Consider the following 19750-nt stretch of genomic DNA (forward strand, 5'->3'; position numbering starts at 1 on the left):
ATCAATCTCCCCTATGGCGAAATAAGACTCAGCATTATTTCGGTTTTGTCTGCGTGACTTTGCTTTGCGGCTTCAATAACCTTCATCACATTTATCGCCTGAAAAGGCGTAACGTTTAGGGATTTACCGTTGGTAAGGCAATCACATATGTTCTCATAGTAGAGGCTATGCTGACCTGACTCAATAGCGACTCTATGCTCGCCTATCTCATTGTAAACGGTTCCAAAAATCTCATCGTTGTGACCAAAATCCTCAGCAAGTGGTGAGTTCAACATAGACGCTTTAGCGTCTGTGAATTTAGTACTATATACACCCTTTGTGCCCTCTATATAATATCTAAACGGTGATTCAATAGCATAAACACTAGATCGAAGGACTACTTCTAGCTCTGGATAAGTGCAGCGGATTGAGAAATAGTCCGATGTTTTAGATGATGGTCTTAATTGTCTAATTGATGCGTTAACAGAACTGGGGAAACCAAACAGGCAGAGCATCTGATCTATCAAATGAGGCCCCATATCGTAAATAAAGCCATTGGCCGAAAGCGGTTGTTCTTTCCATCTATCATTGAGAATGGGCTTATATTTGTCAAATCTGGACTCGAAATATCGAATGTCCCCTAAACTGTTATCAGCGATTAATTTTTTGACTGTAAGAAAATCCCCGTCCCACCTTCGATTGTGAAATACGGATAACAATACGTCATTCTCGCTGGCTATTTTCATTAGCTCTTTAGCCTGAGCAACCGTCTCAGTAAAAGGTTTATCAACCACCGTATTAACGCATTTTTCTAACAGGTACTTAGCGGTGTCAAAATGACAAAAATTGGGAGTTAATACAATTGCCAAATCCACTTTTTCCGCGTTAAGCAAAGCTTCAACGTCAATAAATATTTTAACCTTCCCGGCAATTTCATATACTTGCTCAGGGGATTTTGACGAGACAACTGCTGTTAATTTAAGTGATGGGCAACGCTTAAGCAAAGGTAAATGAAAATGCTCTGCTGCGCCGCCCAAGCCAATAATGACCGTGTTCACAATCCAACCAATTCCAACGCAGGAAGTGGCAGTATAAAACGCCCTCCGCGTTGAATAAATTGAGTATGTTTATCGATTATCGGTTTTGCATAGTTCCAAGCCAGCACTATAACTACCTCTGGCTTGTCTTGATAGAGTTTATCAGTTGAAAAAACCGGAATATGATGTCCTGGAGAATACATTCCTTGTTTTACGGGGTTATCATCAATTTGGTATTCTAGAAATTCTGCTAAGCCAAAATGATATACAAGTGTGGTGGTACTGTGAGATGCGCCATATCCAATTATTCTTGCTCCGCTGTCTTTAAGCTCTTTACATAACTTTCTGCACTCTTCCCTCAACTTATTGATATTTTTCGAATACATAAAATACGTTTCCGCATCGTGCATTTTTTGATTGTATTCTTCTTTTAAAATATCTAAAAGTCTAGAGCTTGCTTGTCTTTTCTGGCCTTTCTTTTGAGCTGTCACTCGTATTGAACCACCTTTTGCCTGCAGTGCTATAGCGTCAATTAATTCTAGCCCTGATTTTTCAAACAGCGTATTCAATACTGCAACAGTGAAATAGGAAAAATGCTCGTGATAAATATAATCAAACATATTGATTTTCATTTGCTCTGGATGATAACCAGTTAGAACAACAAATACACCGTCATCACAAAGCAGATTCGCTACATTCTCGGTAAACGCCAATAAGCCATCAATGTTTGCGAACATGTAATTTGCAGTGACCACCGATGCCTTGCCATGATCTTCGATTATTTGCTTGCAAGTGCTTCGCGAGAAAAAATCGTTGATGGTAGGAATACCAGACCCATTAGCTTTTTGTGCAATTTGAGAAGCGGGCTCTACACCTAACACTTTTACTCCATCTCGTTTAAACGCTCTTAGCATGGTTCCATCATTACTGCCTAGATCAACGACAAGAAGGTCTTCGGCTGGCGCATGGTTTTCTAACACGTCATCAGCATAAGACTGATATTGGTTAGTCAAACCAAGGGTAACGCTGGTTTCATAGGTATAGGTTTGGTAGCTGATTTTAGGTGACAATATATGCGGAAGAAATACATATCCGCAGTTCTGACACAGCGCCTGCTCTAGCGGAAAACAAGGTTGTGCAACATCAAACCTGTCTTTAGATACAAACTGATCTTCTGGAGGCGTATCTGCAAGCTTCAATACGGTGACAATGTCATCACTTTGACATATTTGACAATGACTATCACAACGCATGTCTTCGCTATTCATCGGAATCCTCTTTGATCTATTAATTGCTTGAGGTTTTCGATGTACTGCTTAATCGCAGAGGTTTCCTCAACTGAAGGGGCCCACGAAGCATATACCGTTTCCTCAGGGTTAAACGGTCCTAACGTAGTTTCATGAAAAACTGCCACGTCAGATATAATCATAACCGTGTGATAAACCTCTATATTGAAACGATAATAAAAAGGCTTTCCTGAGTTATATTCACCTAGTTCAATGACACTGGTTATCTCGCCTGATGCGTCAAACAGAACAATATCGACTTCGCCCTGCATAATATGAAACGATTCACTTTTTGATAGATGCTTATGAGGCCTGACATAAATATCTTTTTCATGAATGATTAACATCTCGTGTACCTTGTCGCTCTCATTGCTATGAGTACACAGTCGACTCTGTCGGCGGCTAGATTTTTTCGCAACCGACTCAAGAAAAGCGATCGTATCTCGGTCTACCTTAACTATCGGTTCCGAAGTGTAAAGCACGTCTTCAGTTACATATTTATAGGTCATGAAAAATACTTATGAATGCTTCTGGCACTATTTGGGAAAATAGACAAAAATTCTCCTCCAGCGGCAGTGAAAGCCGAATTTTTTTCGATGATTTTGTGCTCACTCAATGGGTTGACACTCAACATACACAGTTTCAGTGTAGGGTCAGAAAGTACGTGAGAGCCGACTATAGGAAGCCTCGATCCTGGCATGAATTTACCTATTTTATTTGGCTCATCATCAATCACAACATTGATCAAATCATGTATTTGAAATGACCAGATGAAAGTGCAAGCCAAATGCCCAGCCCCAAAAAACGCGACCTTACCATTTGCTTTCACTGCTGCTTCAAAGTAATGACGCACTTGATTTTTAATAGGTGAAAACTGTCGGGCATAATAGGTTGCTCGTAAAAATTCAGCTTTGAGGTCGTGGGATTTCCGTATTCCTCGACTTGAATGAGTATCGCTTGGCTTAACCACGGCCACCAATGAATTTTCCATCGGATATGGATAAACGGTAAAATCGATTAAATCAAAGCCTTGTGCCGATAAGGTAGATTTTAATGTTTCTTGCGTAAAATAATACACATGCTCTTCCCAAAGCATAGTGTAATCGCATCCGTTTAGTGAATTTTCACAATCGGGCAATTCCAACACGATATAACCGTTGCTGTTGACAAGTGCCTTTAATGCTTCAAAAAACTCATTTAAATCATAAGCATGCTCCGCAATATGTCGCACAATTAAGATGTCAACCTGTCCGTTCTTTTTTACAATATTTGTGGCGTTTTTCGTATTAAGATGCGCTTGTACACTCTCTACTCCAGCATTCTCAGCAATACCTAAATCTTGGGTAGCTTTAATCTCCCAAGTTGACAAACCGAATTTAGCCAGTCTTTGTAATGTAGAAGTATCTTTAAAACTCACTCCAGCGACGACAGTATCATTGTCAATTCCGGGTAATTGCAGTAATTTGCTAACCAAATCATCTAAGTGAGGTTCAGGCTCTGAATAGGTTATCCAATCGTACTTCGGTACCAATTTATTACATGGCAGCGGATTGACCAAACATAATAATCCCGTTTTTGAACATTGTCCTAGAACAATAGGATGTTGCACTTCATCATCATCTTGATTAAGTAAGTAGCGGTTAGAAACAGGTTGGTCACCAATGTCCAATAATTCATTTACGGATGTATTTAAGTTATGAAATTTCATTTAGTTTACATCCTCAGATACTAATCTCACGGTTTTTGCCAGACCTTCTTCTAATGATGTGAACTTAAATGCAGGAAAATAGCTAAACAACTTATTTGCACTAAATACGTTATCAACTTTATCTTTAGTTCTAGGATTTTGTGTAACTGATACCGTGGAGCCCATGTTCTCAGTTAGGCTCCTTAAAATATCTTGAAATGAATGACTTACCCCGCTTACAAGATTCAATAGTCCGGCGAAATTTTGCTCTATCATAAGACAAACAAGTCTTGCGACATCTTCAACATAAACAAATTCTCGCAATTCAGAACCATCGCCCCAGAGAGTAATGTCGTGCCCTGTTAAACTTTTATCGATAAAGCCAGCAGGACCATACCCTTTGGACGTATCACCAAGACCATAAATAAGCGGCGGCCTGAGAATCGCTATAGCGTTTACGTTAACTACTTTGGCTAACAAATACTCCGCTGTAAGTTTACTTATACCGTAGTAACTACGTGGTTGAGTGGGTGTCGACTCGTCGATGTTTAGGTTCTGGACATCCTCACCATACACAGCTGCTGAGCTAAAAAAGATCAGTTGCTTCACTGGATTATTCAGTAAAGCTGCAGATAAGTTCTCAATAATGCGCTGGTTTTTCTTATATATTGAGAGATCATCACCTAACTGTTTTTTAATCGCCGCGCACACAATAACCACGGTATCAGGTGTTAATACCTTGGCAAGTTGTTGAACGCTTTTGTCTGCCAATAAATCGATTTGTTGAGAAGAGGAACCATCAACCGAATGTTCAGGGAAGAAAAGGCTTAACTGTTCGAACAAATGTCGACCAATAAATCCATTGTGTCCTATAACCAAGATGTTCATCAGGCTGAACCTAGCTTATTTCTGTTTGCACTACTCTTAAATTCAGCAACCTCTAACGGGTTCCTGGCATAATACTGGTCCGCCAACTTAGATGCTGCGCTGCTGACTAGGTTGGTATAGTAATTATCTTTTAAGTTGACGTTTAACGGAGAAAAGCTATTTCTAAACCTAAAATCAATCGACCATCGAGTATTTCCAGACGTATTTTTTTCTTGGCCATGGATCATGCAAAGAGAAAACATTAAATAGTCCCCAACTTTCATCAATGGCGCATAAAGCTTAGAACGATCTAAATCGTCTATTTCTTTGGTTGCATATAAAAACCCTATTTGATTTTGCTTCGAACCTTTTGTAATTGTGTCATGGTCTAAACGCTCAAAATCTAAGGGACCCAAATTTTGACTTTTAGGCATTACGTTGACAGCGGCACCTTCAACAAAGTCTTCCAGCGGCACAATGCAAGACAGTTCGTATGCTGTATTGCCATAGAAAGTATCTCTATGTAAACCGATATTGTCTTCTTTGATATCCGGTCTACTAATACGTAAATAGGGTACGGCTTGAAGATCGATATCTGGCCCGACTATATGCTGAAAATGATTCAGGTTCTGCAGAGCCAACTCTTTATGCAACTGTGTTTTTTGAATGACTTGCGTGAGCTCATAATGCAGCTCTCGGTGCTGTTGTTCGCTAATTACATGTTTATGATATTCGTTTAACCTGATTTTTTGTCCAAACTGCACATTTACAAACTTCTCACAGACCTTTCTCAATTCCCAAACCATATCAGATTTGGAAAACGTCCCTTCGCAGAACCCTTCTTCGGTATATTGATGATTTGCTGACAACATAAAAGACTCCATATTAAAAAGGCCCTTTAAACCAACTACCCGGTACGTCGTGATGTCCTGACTGTTCGAGCGGTGAATGCGCTTCAAGGCTTTTCTTACTTCCCAATAGTTCGCTAATTTTACATGCTATAGCCTGAGCGCATGGATAAAAATCTTTTGTTAATCCGTAGCTAGTTGGCTCTGGATAGTCCGGCAAACCCAACCTGACAGGAGCTCGGTTAAAGTGGCCAAAACAATTCTCGGATAAATTCGCTAAAATTTCAGCGCCACAAGAGAATTCTTTTCTTGCACTATCACATACCAATAGATGTCCAGTTTTTTCAATAGAGCTATGCAGAACTGACCAATTGATCTGATGCAAACATGCAGTATCTATAACTTCGCAGTCAATGCCCAACTCAGCTAAATGCTCAGCTGCTCGCAGTGCTTCAAGCAACATATAGCTGTTTGCCACAACAGTGATATTTTTACCTTCTCTGACAATCTGAGTATGTTCAAGTGGCTGTTCCAGCGAAACAATACTTTCCGTATGACAACTTTGTTGATGCAGCCAGCGATGTTCAATAAAAAGTACTGGATTGTCATCCATAATGGCTTGATGAAGCTGCTGTGCTACATTCTCGGTACGACTCGGAACAACCACTTTCAACCCGGGCACGTGAGCAAACCAGGCTTGTAAGTTTTGAGCATGTGTAGGCCCCTGTCCCCAACCTCTGCCAATGATAAGTCGAATAGTGATAGGCACTTTCATCATACCATTGAACATGTAGTGCCATTTGGCAGCATTATTGACAAGCTGGTCCATAGCCAGCAAGAAAAAGTCCAGACGTTGGTGAGTCATTAATACGCGACTACCTGCAATTGCAGCACCTATACCGATACCCGTCATTGCATTTTCCGCTGTAGGCATATCAAAAACGCGTTCAGAACCGAAAGCTTTAGCCAATCCAGACGTAGTACCAAAGATCCCTTTAGGATCATCAATGCCCAAACCAAAACTTAGCATGCTGCTATCCATTTGCATGGATTGATGTTGGGCACGATTTATCTCATCAGCAAAGTTTGCAGTCTCAAGCATAAAGATACTCGTAATTTTGGTCAATTGAAGGAAACTCCGCAGCTTCTGCCAAACTAAAAGCCTGACCAATTTCTGATGAAATCGACGCTATTATCTTATCTTTTGAAAAGGTTGAAGGTAGCTGTACTTCGGCTAGAACTAATGGGTCTCTTTTTAACCAGTCTTCTACTTCTTGTTTAGGACGATATCCTAGTTCGTCATCATAATTTGGTCCACAATGCTCTCGATGACGGTAGGTATGACATTCCATTAAAACAGGTCCTTTCCCTTGAAGTATACTTGTTTTAGCCTCATTGGCAGCTTCGGCCACAGCAACCACATCATTACCATCCAATTCGATTGTGTTGGCACCTATAGCTTTAGCCAGATCGATAATGCTGCGATTGCTTGGCTGCCTAACATCAAGAGAGCTATATACTGAATAACGATTATTTTCGCACACAAACAACATCGGCAGAGATTTAAGCACAGCAAAATTAAGCGACTCATAAAAAGCCCCCTCTTCCGTAGCCCCTTCTCCAAAATAAGCGACCGATATAGCACCAGTGTTTTGGGTTTGAAAATGTAGTGCGTGCCCTACGGCGAGCGGAATGCTATTAGCAACGATAGCCGTACTAGCCATAAAGCCCGCATCTAAATCACATAAATGCATGGAACCGCCTCGTCCGCCGGTGCATCCCGTTTTTTTACCATAGAGTTCGGCAATCAACTTATTGACTGAACCACCTTTTGCTAGGTAATGGGCATGTGCTCGATGTGAACTATAGACTTTATCGTCAATGGTTAAAGCTGAAGATACCCCAACTGCAACCGCTTCCTGACCAATTGATAAATGAGTAGGACAACGCATCTTTTGCTCAGAATATCGGTTAGCAATCTCTTCTTCTACTAAGCGAATACGCAGCATTTGTTGGTACAAGTCAGATAGTGGTTTCATGGCATGAACCAATGGAAGTCACCGGAATAACCAACCTTTTTGAAAAAAGCCTTCCACTCATCTACATGCAAGATTGTTTTGGCGGTCAAATTCCACTCATACATGCGCTTTTCCTCTTTCTCATTTCTAAATGCATCTACAGTAATAAACGCATTACCTTTACCTACCCGCTCAATTTCCTGCAGTGCTATTGCACATTGATCTTGCTCTAGATTGTGAATAGTATTAATGCTGATCACTGAATCAAAAAAGTTATCTTCAAATGGAAGGGATGTTGCACAGGCAATATTTAAACGGTCTTTCACTTCTTCTTTGGCATGACTGACCGCATACTCTGATATGTCTACGCCCCTAGCATCCAACCTAGGTAGAGCTTGCAACAAGTCATATAGCATGAAACCTTTCGCACAGCCGACATCTAACAAAGCGCTTTGCTCAGTCAAGGAAAAGTGTTTAATAATATCAGGCACAACCGGCTGCCAGAACCTAGACATGTAAGAAAAACCACCGTAACCATACAGGCGTTCACCATCAAAAAACTCTTCTCCAAACTGTCTTGCTATTGCTTGGACAGCAGGTGTTTTCACTTCATTTCTTCCCGTGAGATCGCGTTTACTTTTCGGGTAGTTAGCTAATAAATCAATTTCCACAATTAGACCTTATGAATATATTCGAGGGGCTGGAGTTTTAGGGTCTCAAAGTTGTTTTTGGCCCATTCGATAGTGCGAGCTAAGCCTACAGTAAGACCGATGGTCTCTTGCCAATCCAGCTCTTTTCTCACACGTTCAGAATCAAGCAAATACATGGCATCTTTTCCCGGCCTATCTTCAGTAACCTCACAAACATCTTCGAAGTTCACCGACAACATTTGGCAAATCTGCATAATTAGGTTGCGTATTGAAACCGATTTCTTGGTTGAAATATGATAACAAGATCCGACTATTCCGCTGTCTCCTATTAGTTTGGTCGCATTAGAAACATCGTCCATGTGTATAAATGAGCGTTCAGAGTGCCCACCACCATGTAAAGGCAGCTTTAATCCCATCATAATCGACAATATAGTTTTTGGAATAATTCTATAGAGCTGCTGTCCTTCACCATAAACGTTTGCAGCTCGGGTAGACACAACTGGAAATTGATGAACATCAAAAAAGGTTTTTAAGCTCATATCAGCCGCGGCTCTTGACACTGCATAAGGAGTACTTGGATTAAATGGGTGGCTTTCATCCACAAAACCAGAGCAACTGCCATACACTTCAGGGGTGGAAATATGGATGTATTTATCCAGATAGTCTTTGTGCCGCAGTATATTATGCAATTTAATAGTTGATACCACATTGGTGTTAAACCAATGCTCTGGAAACTCCCAGCTCTGTCCAACCATACTTTGTGCAGCAAAATTATATATATGGGAAGGCTTTACTTTGTCTAGCAGTGCATCTATTTCAGCTAAGTCTTGATTGAGATTTAGCTGAAAAAAATCTACTTTTCCATTGCTCACCCAACTATGCGGCAGCAACGCAGAGACAGGTTGATTAGACCTACCTATCCCAACAACCTGAAACCCCTGTTCCAGTAAATACTTACAAAAATTGGCACCAGAAAAAGAGTTACTGCCAATTACACACACTTTTTTATTCATAAATACGTATTCACTACTGTTCTAATATTTTATTAATTTAACCTAGCTCCTGCGCTTTACTTAATACACAGCGCAAAAATATAATGTGCCATTGGTGAAAAACCCGTATGAACAACTTCGTCGTTCATTGAAAATAAAAAAACGTTGCCAAAATGTTTTTCACAGAGGGATTTCAAGACAGACCCAGACTTACAATTTATATGCCCTTCTTTACTCAGTTTAGACGCATATTTTTGGGACTCTAGAGATGGCATTCCAACAATAACTACCCCTCTTTCCTTCACAGAATGTCTGATATTTTCTAGAAACGCATCTTCATCTTCAGCAGAAATATGCTCTAAGACATCCAAAGAATAAGCGGCATCGAATGATTGATTTACACTGCCTGATAACATGTCGTGTTGCATGGCGCTTACTGACCATGATTCTCCCACTTCTCTAGCGTTAATGTCACGGATCAGTCCAGGTTCAATATCTAAAACAGTCAGACAATCAACGTCTTGCCTGACTATCCTAGAACCAAATGCGTCACCGCAGCCAACTTCAAGTACATTCTTACTGCCGTTCAACATTTTCGCTACAAACTTGTACCTTGATAAAAGGAACACTAAACGTTTCGGATCTAAATTCCAGGTCGCGTTACTTAAAAGACCCAGTTTCGTTTCAGGGAAGTCTGATAATTGCGAATGTATCTGGCAGTCATAAGTATCGGTCATTATTCTCTCTCAGATGTTTCGTTAGTATTCTTCGAAATTAAATTAGATTTCATCAATTACATAAAATCTATTAGGGCGAAATACGACTTCGCTCTTCACTTCTAAGGCTGATTTTTAAGTTTGTGATTTAGATGTTTCATCAACATGTGTCCAACAATTAACTGCAGATCTTCAGAAATTTGCATATCGTCTATTTCAAAATGAATAACATGTCGTGCAACATCTTTTGCCTTGCCTCCTTGAAACCCTAAAATTGCAAATGTCTGCATATCCAATTTATTACCAATCTCAAGGGCTTTAATTATATTGGGAGAATTTCCGCTACCTGATAACACTATAAGCACATCCCCACTATTCGCCTTCACTTGCAACTGATGTGAGAAAATGTGTTCATACCCCATGTCATTTCCCAAACATGTGAGAACAGATGAATTTGCCGACAATGCTTCTATATTTAACGAATTGCCATTGGGTGCAATGCCATATAAGAAGTCGTTTGCCAAATGTCCAGCATTTCCCGCACTGCCCCCGTTTCCACAAAGATACACCTGCTGTCGTTTTTCAATGCTATTGAACAAAACGTCAGATAAATACTCGGTACTTTGCCAATCATGACGCTCAGTAACATCATAAAGTTTATCCAAGTAAGTTTTTATAATATTTTTCAAATATTTACTCTCTTAAACACATCAATCATTTAATCCAATTAACATCGTTATCAATACTTCTTAAAGGTAAAGCTATGTCGTGTTGGCGTGCCCATGTCTTAAATCACCAATAGAAATCCACAGCTTATAAAACATGCTCCTGCATCCACTTCAAATTGTAACAACGGTCTTCATCAACAAGATCACCCTTTTGATAAGCTGCAATAATTTCCTCTATCGCGTTTTCTACACATTTTTTAGGTTTAAATCCAGTTGCTAACAGTTTATCCGAGTTCACACGATAAGAACGAGGATCATTTGACTCTGAGGTCACAACAACTGCCCCCGTCCTTTTAGCAATAATATCTGCGATTTCAGCAATGGTAATATTTTCAAACCCAGCGTTATAAACACCTGTTATTTCAGGCTTCTCCAACAAAAACATATACAAATCAGTAATATCGTCTATATGAATATTAGGTCTAGACTGGTCGCCACCAAAAACAGTGATTTTCCCATTCTTTACTGCCTGCATTGTTAGCATATTCACAGCGACATCCAAACGCATGCGCGATGAAAGCCCGCAAACAGTCGCCGGTCTTACAATTTGAACTGCCATTTTTTCGCTGTAACTGAGCAGTACTCTCTCAGACACCATTTTAGTCTTGTTGTACTCTGAAATAGGTTCAAGAAGCAAATCCTCTGTGACGTGCTGTTCACTCTTCACACCATAAACACTGCCGGAAGAAGCATAAATAAAGTGTTTGACACCTTGCCTTACTGCTTTATCGGCTAATTGTTGGGTCGCTAAAGCACTAATTTCCCATGTTAATTTGGGATCCAAATCACCACAGGGATCATTAGCAACTGATGCTAAATGAATAATTACATCAGTTTGCGATAAATCTAATTCGCTTGTGTACCTGACATCCTGCTTTAGCATCGTTAAGTTCTTATGTGGTAGGACAAAATTACCAAACCATTGCGTATCGACTGCGGTCACGATATAACCGGCGGACAATAACTTGGGAACCAATACTGACCCCTTATAACCACATGCCCCCGTTACCAAAATATTTTTCACCTAATCACCTTTTTTCAAATTAAAAAGTTCACAATGCCTGCGTAAAAAACTATTACTGACTACGCTATTAGCCCCTTTTATCCACACATCGTCAGGAATTGAATTCCAATATTGTTTTTGCAAATCTGTTTGCTCAGGAGATAATGTACGATCTCGTACCTTTTCATCAAATTCTTTAACTGCTGCAAATATATCCTCTTTATCGTTTTCGACAAAAGAAAAGCCAGCTTTAATTAAAACTCGCGTGTCATGGCAATTTAATAGTTTGATTTGTTTATTATTCCATTCAAAACTTTTCCCGTCGAACAATTCGTAAAAATTCACTATGTTGTCATTGCTATCAGATAAAGTTTTGGGTATAAAAACTGTATGTCGGCCATAATTGGGAACGTAAGGAGTGACATTCACGGCCAAAGTAGGCGTATCAAACATTGAAGCTAAACTTAGAATTCCGCTCGATGTTCCAATAAAAAACTGACAAATACTGAGTAAAAATGCTTCGATTTCCTCACCATATTTTTCATCACGGTGAATACAAAAATCATAATAATTTTCATGTTCAAGATTAAGGCTTTGATTACTCGTTTTCCCCAATCGTATAACGGTATAACCTTGATTCAATAAATAATCTATTCCCTTACTATAATTATCAATATTCATGTCACGAACATCATTGTAATCATGAGTATTGTCGGGGAACGCGGCAGACAGATAATCACTATCGCGGACGTGATAACACACAACATTAGTGAAGTCTTTAATGCCCTCTTTAATTAATATCCTCTTGATATTATTGATTTTTTCCTGAGGGAAATCAATTTTACTAGAAGTACTTTTAAACACCTTTGCTAATTCTGAATACAAGTCGATTATGCTGCCCCCCCGTCGCAAACTACTCAGGTCAAAAGGCATTTTTTCATAAAAATCGTCTTTCATCAGTAAGGGACGAGAACCATAAAATCCATACCAATATTCACTATTACAAACCGTTAACTTACTGGATATCAAATCATGAACAAAGTCGTTTGCTGTATTACCGCCACTTATAAAAATATACAAGCAATTATTATTTTTTAATTGAGCGTTCTTTCTTAACCAAGAATCAGGTTCGAGTGTTAAATGACCTATACGATGCACTTTCAATATTGCTATTTTCACACTGTCAAAACCAAGAGCAATAAGCTCTTGAGTGAGATTCTCTGCGTATCGTTTCTGTGGTGCCCCCCCAGACAGTGCATAAACCAAAGCAATAATAGAATCGTAGACTAAACCTCGACTTTTAAACGCTTTATATAAATTGTAAAGCGCGTCGCTATCCAAACCATTGTAAAAGCAGTACTTACGTAAAAAGCCGATATTTTCATTTAATGTTCCGAGCTGTTTGTGAGCATTGTAGGTGTGTGTCATCCACTTGACGTTTCTTGGATCAAGTTCACTAAGCTTTTTTGACAATGTAAGTACTGCGTCATATTGATTATTAGCCTCTGCATTAACAAGGCCATCTATCATGCTAGTTACATCCACTTCCTGTTCTCCCTTTACACCCATACTCGCAAACTGCTGTTGATTCATACTTTGAGGTTAACTTAGACGGAATCATATTAAGTTAAAAAGCGTTTTATGTTTTTGTAAAAAACTCGCAGTTGGAATCGCACTACCTGCTAACAAACCATTTTTACTTGCTATTTGGCTAATGTATTTTTTCTGACAAGGAGCAATTTCACTATCAATTTCCTCAAGACGCACTATCTCTTCAAATTCGGTCACTGCATCCAATATATCCTCTGGCGTATTCTCAACGTAGGTCAAATCGTTATCGGACATTTCTTTGGAATCAAAACAATCAATAATTTTCTTTTGATTCGAATCAGAAATTGTCAACCCATTTACGATACTGATGAAATTTAATCTTTCACCGTTTCGTATCACATATTTAAAAATTGACCTTGATTTAACCCCATAATGATGACAAATAGGCGCAGAATTCACTGACAAGGTTGGAGTATCAAACACCGCTGCTAAGCTAGAAGGTCCGGATGTCGTACCGATAAAAAAATGACAATGCGACAAGAGGAAAACATCAACAGCATTTTTAACATCTTCAAAATCGCCTAACGTGGTTAAATCAAAGTAGCTTGAAGATTGGAAGTTGAGATGTTGATTGCTTATTACTCCCAGGCGCACGACAGTATAACCTTGATTAATAAGATAATTAATCGAAGGTAGATAATTATCAACACTGGCATCTCGGTAATCGTGATAGGAAAAATTCTTTGTCGATTTTTTTGCCAGATATTCTGAATCTCTCACGTGTAGACAAACTATCTTGGCGGTGGAATCGATACCGATTTGTTTCAAATATTTTGTTGCAGTTTCCTTCTCAGCATTAGTTAATTTTATTACTCGATTGGACGTAGCATAGATATCAGACATGTTTTTGTACATATCCCCCGCAATTCCCTTTCTAACCTCTAAACCTTTGTCTCTAGGGTAATAGACGCTCATCAAGTCGTAGGGCATTTTGCGATAAAACTCGCTGGACAAAAGCTGAGGTCGACTACGATGGAGGCGATGAAAGAAATCGGATTCTACAATGGTAATATATCGCTTAAGTGTTTCAAAAAAAGTGAGGTTGCTGATTTCACCATTGCAAACAAATAGATTCAGCTCTTTGCTATCGAGATTCTCAGACTGGCTCTGTTGTCTTAACCAACTATCCGGCTCACACGTTAAGTGACCAATCCTATTGGTCTTCATTATATAAATAGCTAGTGAACTAAAGCCTAATTCCAGTAAATTTTTTTCAAGTAACTCTCTGACCTGATAATTTTCTGCGACGCTTAATGAGAACGCTGAGGCCAATAACGCACTGTATTGGTCATTTTGAGTATTGTATTTTTGCGCTAAAGAATAAAAACATTCTTCGTCAGTACTGTTATGCCAACAAAGTTTTCTGATAAAACCAATGTCTAACTCAATATTAAGTGCTCTAGAAACTAAATGTTTTTCTTTAAGGTACTGAGAATTATTGGGATCTAACTCTAGCAAATCATTCACTTTAAATAATGCAACCTCATACTCGTTATTTGTTTTCGCTTGTTCAAATTTTTGAACAATTGTTTTTACTTTTTCCACCCCCCCCCCTTTAACATCAATTAAAAACAGTCATCAACAGCAATGTTACTCTACTCAAACGACATCTTAAAATGGTTTAAGGCTAAGTAATGTCATGCAAAAATCTTTTTTCACTGTTGATCTCTTCAAACCCCACCTCTTGCAAATTGGCGTAATCAGACAACTTAATATCCTTCTTGGGGGTATTCCAATCGCCATATTGGAAGGTTAAATATTCGGCATATTGCGATGGAACTTGGATTGTTTCCCCTAACCAATCGAATGTCTCAAAATTGTCAAAGTGATGTTCTGGCGCATACCACATTCCCATACTAGGGAGATGGATAGACTTGCCATCTTGAGATTTTCTAAAAGCAATAGAGGAAGTGAAATCCAGTAAATCGCCAGATTTACTATTGAACTTTAACAATATAGATGTTGTCAGCTGTTTGCCATCGATTACTTTTTCTATTCGCCAATCTACGTCTGGATTATCAGCCACAAAAGACTTTACCAACGCCTCAACTTCAGACGCACTTTCTTGAGGAGCAGCAAAATCAACGTCGTCGTCCCAAGGAATAATATCTTGATCACGCACTAATCCTAATAAGGTACCAAAATCAACGACTAAGGGAATTTTGGCCGCAATCGCTCGTTCATTGAGCTCTCTAACAATTTTTCTGGCGAGTTGAATACTGGCTTGGTTGTAAAAGGGCAATTCATTCTTTAATTGATTCTTTACTGGCAGGATAATTTTCGCTTCTGGCACATCAAACTCTAGCCTAAGTTGTGACATAACCGCCATCCCCCATTGCGTGGTAATAACAATCTGATCAAAATCCAGCTTATCAATATAACTTGGCGGGTAAATTGTTAGCCCTTGCAATTGTTCACCATGTTTAGCGGCATCATTATCAACAAAACCTATAAACTCCCTTTCATCCTGAGTATTTTTCATGAAAATCAAGGCACCAGGCCCAGCACCAAATAACAGTGTTTTAAGCTTCATGTAATTCTCCGATAGTCTTAGACTGCTGACTTTTATTGATAATCCCTATCAACCAATCAGAGTTAATAGGGATAACAAAATTGTCTGCCCTAGAGGGATCCAAATTTGGATCGAATTGTTCAACTAAGGTTTGCCAATCTATAAATTTCACAATTTCTTTATCCAAGTCTAAACCAACTAAGAGTTCAAGTATGGTATCGACCAAATCAATACTTAAATTTAATTTTTCGTATCCTAGTTCGTGCATAATGGCCACTAAAGTAAAACTACACGCCAATCCATGAGGCATACCATATTTTATGGTTAATGGATAAGAAATGGCATGGGCGATGGCTGTTTTTGTATGACTAATAGCCAAGCCTGCTAAGGTTGCAGCTTGCTGTAAGGTTTTTCTGGCAGTCAAATTTTGAGCGTTTTCTAGTATTTGCGGTAAGGCCTCACATATACCTTCGATTGCTTGAATAGCGTGTTCCTGACTCTGTACTGTTCGATTTTTATTCCATAACGACTCTAGGGCATGCGACAGCGCATCTAAAGCAGGATATAAAGTTTCTTGCCTTGGTAACGACAAGGTTAAATGTGCGTCTAAAATAGCCACTGTTGGGGCGACATTAGCTAGTGAAAACTTTTTCTGTGCTGCACTGTCCCAAACCGTAGCGAAGGGGGTCACTTCTGAACCAGTACCTGAGGTAGTTGGAATAGCGATGAGTGGTAAAGATGGTGTTTTAGCTATTGATGACTGTTGTAACGATGTTTTAAGTTCAACATCTAAGTTTGCCAACATGTATGCCATCACTTTGGCCGTATCAATTACACTTCCGCCGCCCAAGGCAACCACTTGGGTAATGGAACCTGACTTTAATTCATTGATCCAATGTTGCAAATCGGTCAATTCAGGGTTAGGTGTCACTTTATCAAAGACAATAAAATGAGCATCACCGCAATGCTCAATAACATTTTTGACTATACCTCTGCGCTTAAAGCTATCACTTGTGACTAACAGTACTTTGCTGTTAGCCAATTCATCATTAAGAGCGACGAGGTAGTTATCGCTGTAGATAACTTTAGTTTTGTGCGTTGCTAAATTCATGTTGCTCAAAGGCTTCCTGCGTGACGCATAAACTGTTGTTTATTCTCAATTGGGCTAGAGGTTGGCCGACCTAAACCTTCTCGTGAGCCTATGGCTATTTTTATCTCAAAAAATATAGGGCCTGAATTAACAGCAATATCTGACCATGTTTTTGTGATTGATTTTTGATCGGATGCACAAAAGTACGCTTTGTATCCGCTGGCCATCGCCAACTTTTCGATATCTATTTCGCCTGCCACAGTCGGTTGACCACCAACCGATTCATGGCATTGGTTATTCAATACTATGTGTACTAAATTGCTGCTCGAATGATGACCAATAATGGGCAGAGCCCCCATATGCATTAGCATCGAGCCATCTCCATCTATGGCAATCACTCTGCGCTTAGGCGCAGCTAAGGCAACACCCATGGCAATAGATGATGTATGCCCCATGCCGCCTACCGTTAAAAAGTCAGATGCAGGCTCACCGCGCTGTTGTCTTAACTCAAACACTTCCCGTGATGTTTTTCCGGTTGTTGAAACAACAATATCATCACTGCCAAAAGAACTTAATAACGTATTCAACGCATCTTCTCGAACCAATGAATAAACACTGGGTAGCTGGTTTACAGACTTAAAGGCGCTAAAAGTAGCTTTTTTAATTAACACAGCAACGGGACGACTGTGTGCGTTCATTGTATCTAACAACGGCGCTAACACTGCGTCACTATCAGATTGACTATCCATGACAACAAAAGGAATATTCATTATAGATAACTGTTGTTCAGTAATTTGCCCCTGCATAACATGCTGCGGTTCATCTTTTATGCCGGGCTCTCCACGCCATCCAATGACCAATAACATGGGAATACTATACACCTGAGGATCGGCTAAAGAGGTAAGTGGATTGATTGCATTGCCTAAACCAGAGTTTTGCATATAAACAGCTGCAGGTTTATGACTACCAAGAAATCGGCCCATTGCTAAACCTACCGCGTTGCCTTCATTCGCTGTGATGATATGTTGATCTGCAGAAAAGTTATCGTCTATATACGCACACAAGTTTTTTAGCAGTGAGTCTGGTACGCCACAGAAAAACTCTATACCATATTTACCCAAACCGTCACAAAAACCGCGTGGGTTAATCATTATTTCCCACCTGGTATCAGCTCAAGAATTTGTTTAATAGGCATCATCTTGTCATCGACATCTGCCGAACGCCCATTTGCCAATATAGAGGTCGCGGTATCAACCATAGCAGGATAGGCACTGCGCAATAGTTGGTTTGCGTAGATGACAACATTCACACCTTTAGCCACCAGCTGCGATTCGTAAACACTGTTGTAACTAGAGGGGACAACAACCAGCGTTTTCTTATTGCTTAATTGTGCGAAGAGATCACAGAATTCAAAGATTTCATCAGGAGATTTTTCCCGACTATGGATCATAATACCGTCAGCGCCCGCTTCAAGAAAAGCCTCAGCTCGTTGCATGGCATCATCAATACCTTTACCTGCAATCAGACTCTCAATTCGAGCGATGATCATAAAGTCATTGGTTGCTTGGGCATCTTTGCCGGCCTTTATTTTTAAACTGAAGTTTTCAATACTATCTTGATTTTGTTCTACCTCAGTGCCAAACAAAGAGTTTTTCTTTAACCCGGTTTTATCTTCGATAATGACCGCTGATACACCTAAACGTTCCAATGTTTTAACTGTAAAAACAAAGTGCTCTGTTTTTCCACCGGTATCACCGTCATAGATAATAGGTTTGGTGGTGACTTCTAATACTTCATTCAACGTGCCCATTCTCGACGAAACATCTACAGCCTCAATGTCTGGCTTTCCTTTGGCGGTGGAGTCGGTCAAACTGCTGCCCCACATACCATCGAATTCTTGTATTCCATTTTTAGTTTCGACCTTGGTATTTTCGATGATCAAACCCGAAATGGCATTGTGAATATCTAAAAATCTTAGCAAAGGCTTGGCCGACAACAGTCGTTTTAGTGACTTGAGTCTTATTTGTGGGGTGGTACCAATCTCTTTCATCGCTTTATGCAGCGCAGTTGATGAGATACCTTGAGTGTAAGGCACTTCAACCAATTCACCTTGCCACTGGGCTAAGCAGTCAATCACACTTTGGCGAACAGCTTTCTGAACGCCTTGTTGCCAATCGTCGCCGTGCACCACATAGTTTGGCTTGAGTTCTTGTAAATTAGGTACATAGTCAAGGGTGGTTTGGGGAACAACTCGTGTCACACCTTTTATGTTTTCAATCACTTGTAGTCGTTGCTCAAACGTCATATAAGGCACGCGCTTATAGCTAGCAATAGCTTGGTCAGTTAACAAGCCGATAGTGACTTCACCCAAGGTTGCCGCTTTTTTAATAATATTAAGATGTCCTGGGTGGACTAAATCTGCGCTCATTCCTACATATACTGTTTTGGTCATATATCTTGCTTATCCATTAAAATATTACAACTTGTTGCTTTAGCAACATGACTGTTAAATGTCTAAAATTAGTTGCTTAGAAAGTTGGGAGTATTCATCCCAGATGATTTAAAAGTCCAAGGCTTTAACCGCAAGGCACTATTCTATCTATCCTTTTATCGACGGGAGGTTCGCAAGCTTTAACAAATCACTTTAAGTTATGCTGCACTGTCCGCATCCACTGTCATTACCGCGCCTGTGATAGCCGAGGCTTGTTCGCCAAATAAGTACATCA

General features: G+C 39.7%; 19 protein-coding genes. All 19 read right to left on the bottom strand.

The window, feature by feature from the left end:
• Positions 1 to 11: 11 nt before the first annotated feature.
• Positions 12 to 1037, bottom strand: coding sequence for a Gfo/Idh/MocA family oxidoreductase (locus CXF95_RS00935; RefSeq protein WP_101196960.1), 1026 nt, complete (start codon positions 1035 to 1037; stop codon positions 12 to 14).
• A complete protein-coding gene (locus CXF95_RS00940; RefSeq protein ID WP_101196961.1) occupies positions 1034 to 2284 on the bottom strand; it encodes a class I SAM-dependent methyltransferase in 1251 nt (416 codons plus the stop codon). The genes CXF95_RS00935 and CXF95_RS00940 overlap by 4 nt, the downstream gene beginning before the upstream one ends.
• Positions 2281 to 2811, bottom strand: coding sequence for a WbuC family cupin fold metalloprotein (locus tag CXF95_RS00945; RefSeq protein WP_101196962.1), 531 nt, complete (start codon positions 2809 to 2811; stop codon positions 2281 to 2283). The genes CXF95_RS00940 and CXF95_RS00945 overlap by 4 nt, the downstream gene beginning before the upstream one ends.
• Positions 2808 to 4010 carry a methyltransferase domain-containing protein gene (locus tag CXF95_RS00950; protein WP_101196963.1) on the bottom strand — a complete coding sequence of 401 codons (1203 nt, stop codon included), beginning with the start codon at positions 4008 to 4010 and terminating at the stop codon, positions 2808 to 2810. Before CXF95_RS00950 ends, CXF95_RS00945 begins: the two co-directional genes overlap by 4 nt.
• A complete protein-coding gene (locus tag CXF95_RS00955) occupies positions 4011 to 4877 on the bottom strand; it encodes an NAD(P)-dependent oxidoreductase (RefSeq protein WP_101196964.1) in 867 nt (288 codons plus the stop codon).
• The gene (locus CXF95_RS00960; protein ID WP_157828023.1) at positions 4877 to 5728 is read right to left on the bottom strand and encodes a phytanoyl-CoA dioxygenase family protein; all 852 of its coding nucleotides are present in this window, start codon (positions 5726 to 5728) and stop codon (positions 4877 to 4879) included. Before CXF95_RS00960 ends, CXF95_RS00955 begins: the two co-directional genes overlap by 1 nt.
• Positions 5729 to 5741: 13 nt before the next feature.
• The gene (locus CXF95_RS00965; RefSeq protein ID WP_101196966.1) at positions 5742 to 6806 is read right to left on the bottom strand and encodes an alpha-ketoacid dehydrogenase subunit beta; all 1065 of its coding nucleotides are present in this window, start codon (positions 6804 to 6806) and stop codon (positions 5742 to 5744) included.
• Entirely contained in the window at positions 6799 to 7743 is a 945-nt protein-coding gene (locus CXF95_RS00970) for a thiamine pyrophosphate-dependent dehydrogenase E1 component subunit alpha (protein ID WP_101196967.1), read from the bottom strand. The genes CXF95_RS00965 and CXF95_RS00970 overlap by 8 nt, the downstream gene beginning before the upstream one ends.
• The gene (locus CXF95_RS00975; RefSeq protein ID WP_232787558.1) at positions 7740 to 8393 is read right to left on the bottom strand and encodes a class I SAM-dependent methyltransferase; all 654 of its coding nucleotides are present in this window, start codon (positions 8391 to 8393) and stop codon (positions 7740 to 7742) included. The genes CXF95_RS00970 and CXF95_RS00975 overlap by 4 nt, the downstream gene beginning before the upstream one ends.
• A gap of 2 nt (positions 8394 to 8395) precedes the next feature.
• Positions 8396 to 9385: a GDP-mannose 4,6-dehydratase gene (locus tag CXF95_RS00980; RefSeq protein WP_101196969.1), complete on the bottom strand. Its 990-nt coding sequence runs from the start codon at positions 9383 to 9385 to the stop codon at positions 8396 to 8398.
• 56 nt (positions 9386 to 9441) lie between these two features.
• On the bottom strand, positions 9442 to 10101 hold the full coding sequence (locus CXF95_RS00985; protein WP_101196970.1) for a bifunctional 2-polyprenyl-6-hydroxyphenol methylase/3-demethylubiquinol 3-O-methyltransferase UbiG: 660 nt from the start codon (positions 10099 to 10101) through the stop codon (positions 9442 to 9444).
• Positions 10102 to 10202: 101 nt separating this feature from the next.
• Positions 10203 to 10769 carry an SIS domain-containing protein gene (locus CXF95_RS00990; RefSeq protein WP_101196971.1) on the bottom strand — a complete coding sequence of 189 codons (567 nt, stop codon included), beginning with the start codon at positions 10767 to 10769 and terminating at the stop codon, positions 10203 to 10205.
• 124 nt (positions 10770 to 10893) lie between these two features.
• Entirely contained in the window at positions 10894 to 11832 is a 939-nt protein-coding gene (locus tag CXF95_RS00995) for an NAD(P)-dependent oxidoreductase (RefSeq protein ID WP_101196972.1), read from the bottom strand.
• Entirely contained in the window at positions 11833 to 13404 is a 1572-nt protein-coding gene (locus tag CXF95_RS01000; protein WP_101196973.1) for a TIGR04372 family glycosyltransferase, read from the bottom strand.
• Positions 13405 to 13428: 24 nt separating this feature from the next.
• The gene (locus CXF95_RS01005) at positions 13429 to 14967 is read right to left on the bottom strand and encodes a TIGR04372 family glycosyltransferase (protein ID WP_101196974.1); all 1539 of its coding nucleotides are present in this window, start codon (positions 14965 to 14967) and stop codon (positions 13429 to 13431) included.
• A gap of 82 nt (positions 14968 to 15049) precedes the next feature.
• The gene (locus CXF95_RS01010; RefSeq protein WP_101196975.1) at positions 15050 to 15955 is read right to left on the bottom strand and encodes a nucleoside-diphosphate sugar epimerase/dehydratase; all 906 of its coding nucleotides are present in this window, start codon (positions 15953 to 15955) and stop codon (positions 15050 to 15052) included.
• Positions 15945 to 17045, bottom strand: coding sequence for a phosphonoacetaldehyde reductase (locus tag CXF95_RS01015; protein WP_101196976.1), 1101 nt, complete (start codon positions 17043 to 17045; stop codon positions 15945 to 15947). Before CXF95_RS01015 ends, CXF95_RS01010 begins: the two co-directional genes overlap by 11 nt.
• Positions 17046 to 17050: 5 nt before the next feature.
• On the bottom strand, positions 17051 to 18175 hold the full coding sequence (gene aepY / locus CXF95_RS01020) for a phosphonopyruvate decarboxylase (RefSeq protein ID WP_101196977.1): 1125 nt from the start codon (positions 18173 to 18175) through the stop codon (positions 17051 to 17053).
• Positions 18175 to 19476 carry a phosphoenolpyruvate mutase gene (aepX, locus tag CXF95_RS01025; RefSeq protein WP_101196978.1) on the bottom strand — a complete coding sequence of 434 codons (1302 nt, stop codon included), beginning with the start codon at positions 19474 to 19476 and terminating at the stop codon, positions 18175 to 18177. Before aepX ends, aepY begins: the two co-directional genes overlap by 1 nt.
• Positions 19477 to 19750: the final 274 nt, after the last annotated feature.

It is taken from the genome of Paraglaciecola sp. MB-3u-78 (genome assembly GCF_002835935.1).
Classification (GTDB): Bacteria; Pseudomonadota; Gammaproteobacteria; order Enterobacterales; family Alteromonadaceae; genus Paraglaciecola.

Bases quoted from the DNA above. Each gene is read 5' to 3' on its own strand.
- CXF95_RS00940 (WP_101196961.1), bottom strand. From the start codon at position 2,284: ATGAATAGCGAAGACATGCGTTGTGATAGTCATTGTCAAATATGTCAA.
- CXF95_RS00965 (WP_101196966.1), bottom strand. From the start codon at position 6,806: ATGCTTGAGACTGCAAACTTTGCTGATGAGATAAATCGTGCCCAACAT.
- CXF95_RS00985 (WP_101196970.1), bottom strand. From the start codon at position 10,101: ATGACCGATACTTATGACTGCCAGATACATTCGCAATTATCAGACTTC.
- CXF95_RS01015 (WP_101196976.1), bottom strand. From the start codon at position 17,045: ATGAATTTAGCAACGCACAAAACTAAAGTTATCTACAGCGATAACTAC.
- CXF95_RS00960 (WP_157828023.1), bottom strand. From the start codon at position 5,728: ATGTTGTCAGCAAATCATCAATATACCGAAGAAGGGTTCTGCGAAGGG.
- CXF95_RS00950 (WP_101196963.1), bottom strand. From the start codon at position 4,010: ATGAAATTTCATAACTTAAATACATCCGTAAATGAATTATTGGACATT.
- CXF95_RS00980 (WP_101196969.1), bottom strand. From the start codon at position 9,385: ATGAATAAAAAAGTGTGTGTAATTGGCAGTAACTCTTTTTCTGGTGCC.
- CXF95_RS00945 (WP_101196962.1), bottom strand. From the start codon at position 2,811: ATGACCTATAAATATGTAACTGAAGACGTGCTTTACACTTCGGAACCG.
- CXF95_RS01000 (WP_101196973.1), bottom strand. From the start codon at position 13,404: ATGAATCAACAGCAGTTTGCGAGTATGGGTGTAAAGGGAGAACAGGAA.
- aepY (WP_101196977.1), bottom strand. From the start codon at position 18,175: ATGATTAACCCACGCGGTTTTTGTGACGGTTTGGGTAAATATGGTATA.
- CXF95_RS00970 (WP_101196967.1), bottom strand. From the start codon at position 7,743: ATGAAACCACTATCTGACTTGTACCAACAAATGCTGCGTATTCGCTTA.
- CXF95_RS01010 (WP_101196975.1), bottom strand. From the start codon at position 15,955: ATGAAGCTTAAAACACTGTTATTTGGTGCTGGGCCTGGTGCCTTGATT.
- CXF95_RS00955 (WP_101196964.1), bottom strand. From the start codon at position 4,877: ATGAACATCTTGGTTATAGGACACAATGGATTTATTGGTCGACATTTG.
- aepX (WP_101196978.1), bottom strand. From the start codon at position 19,476: ATGACCAAAACAGTATATGTAGGAATGAGCGCAGATTTAGTCCACCCA.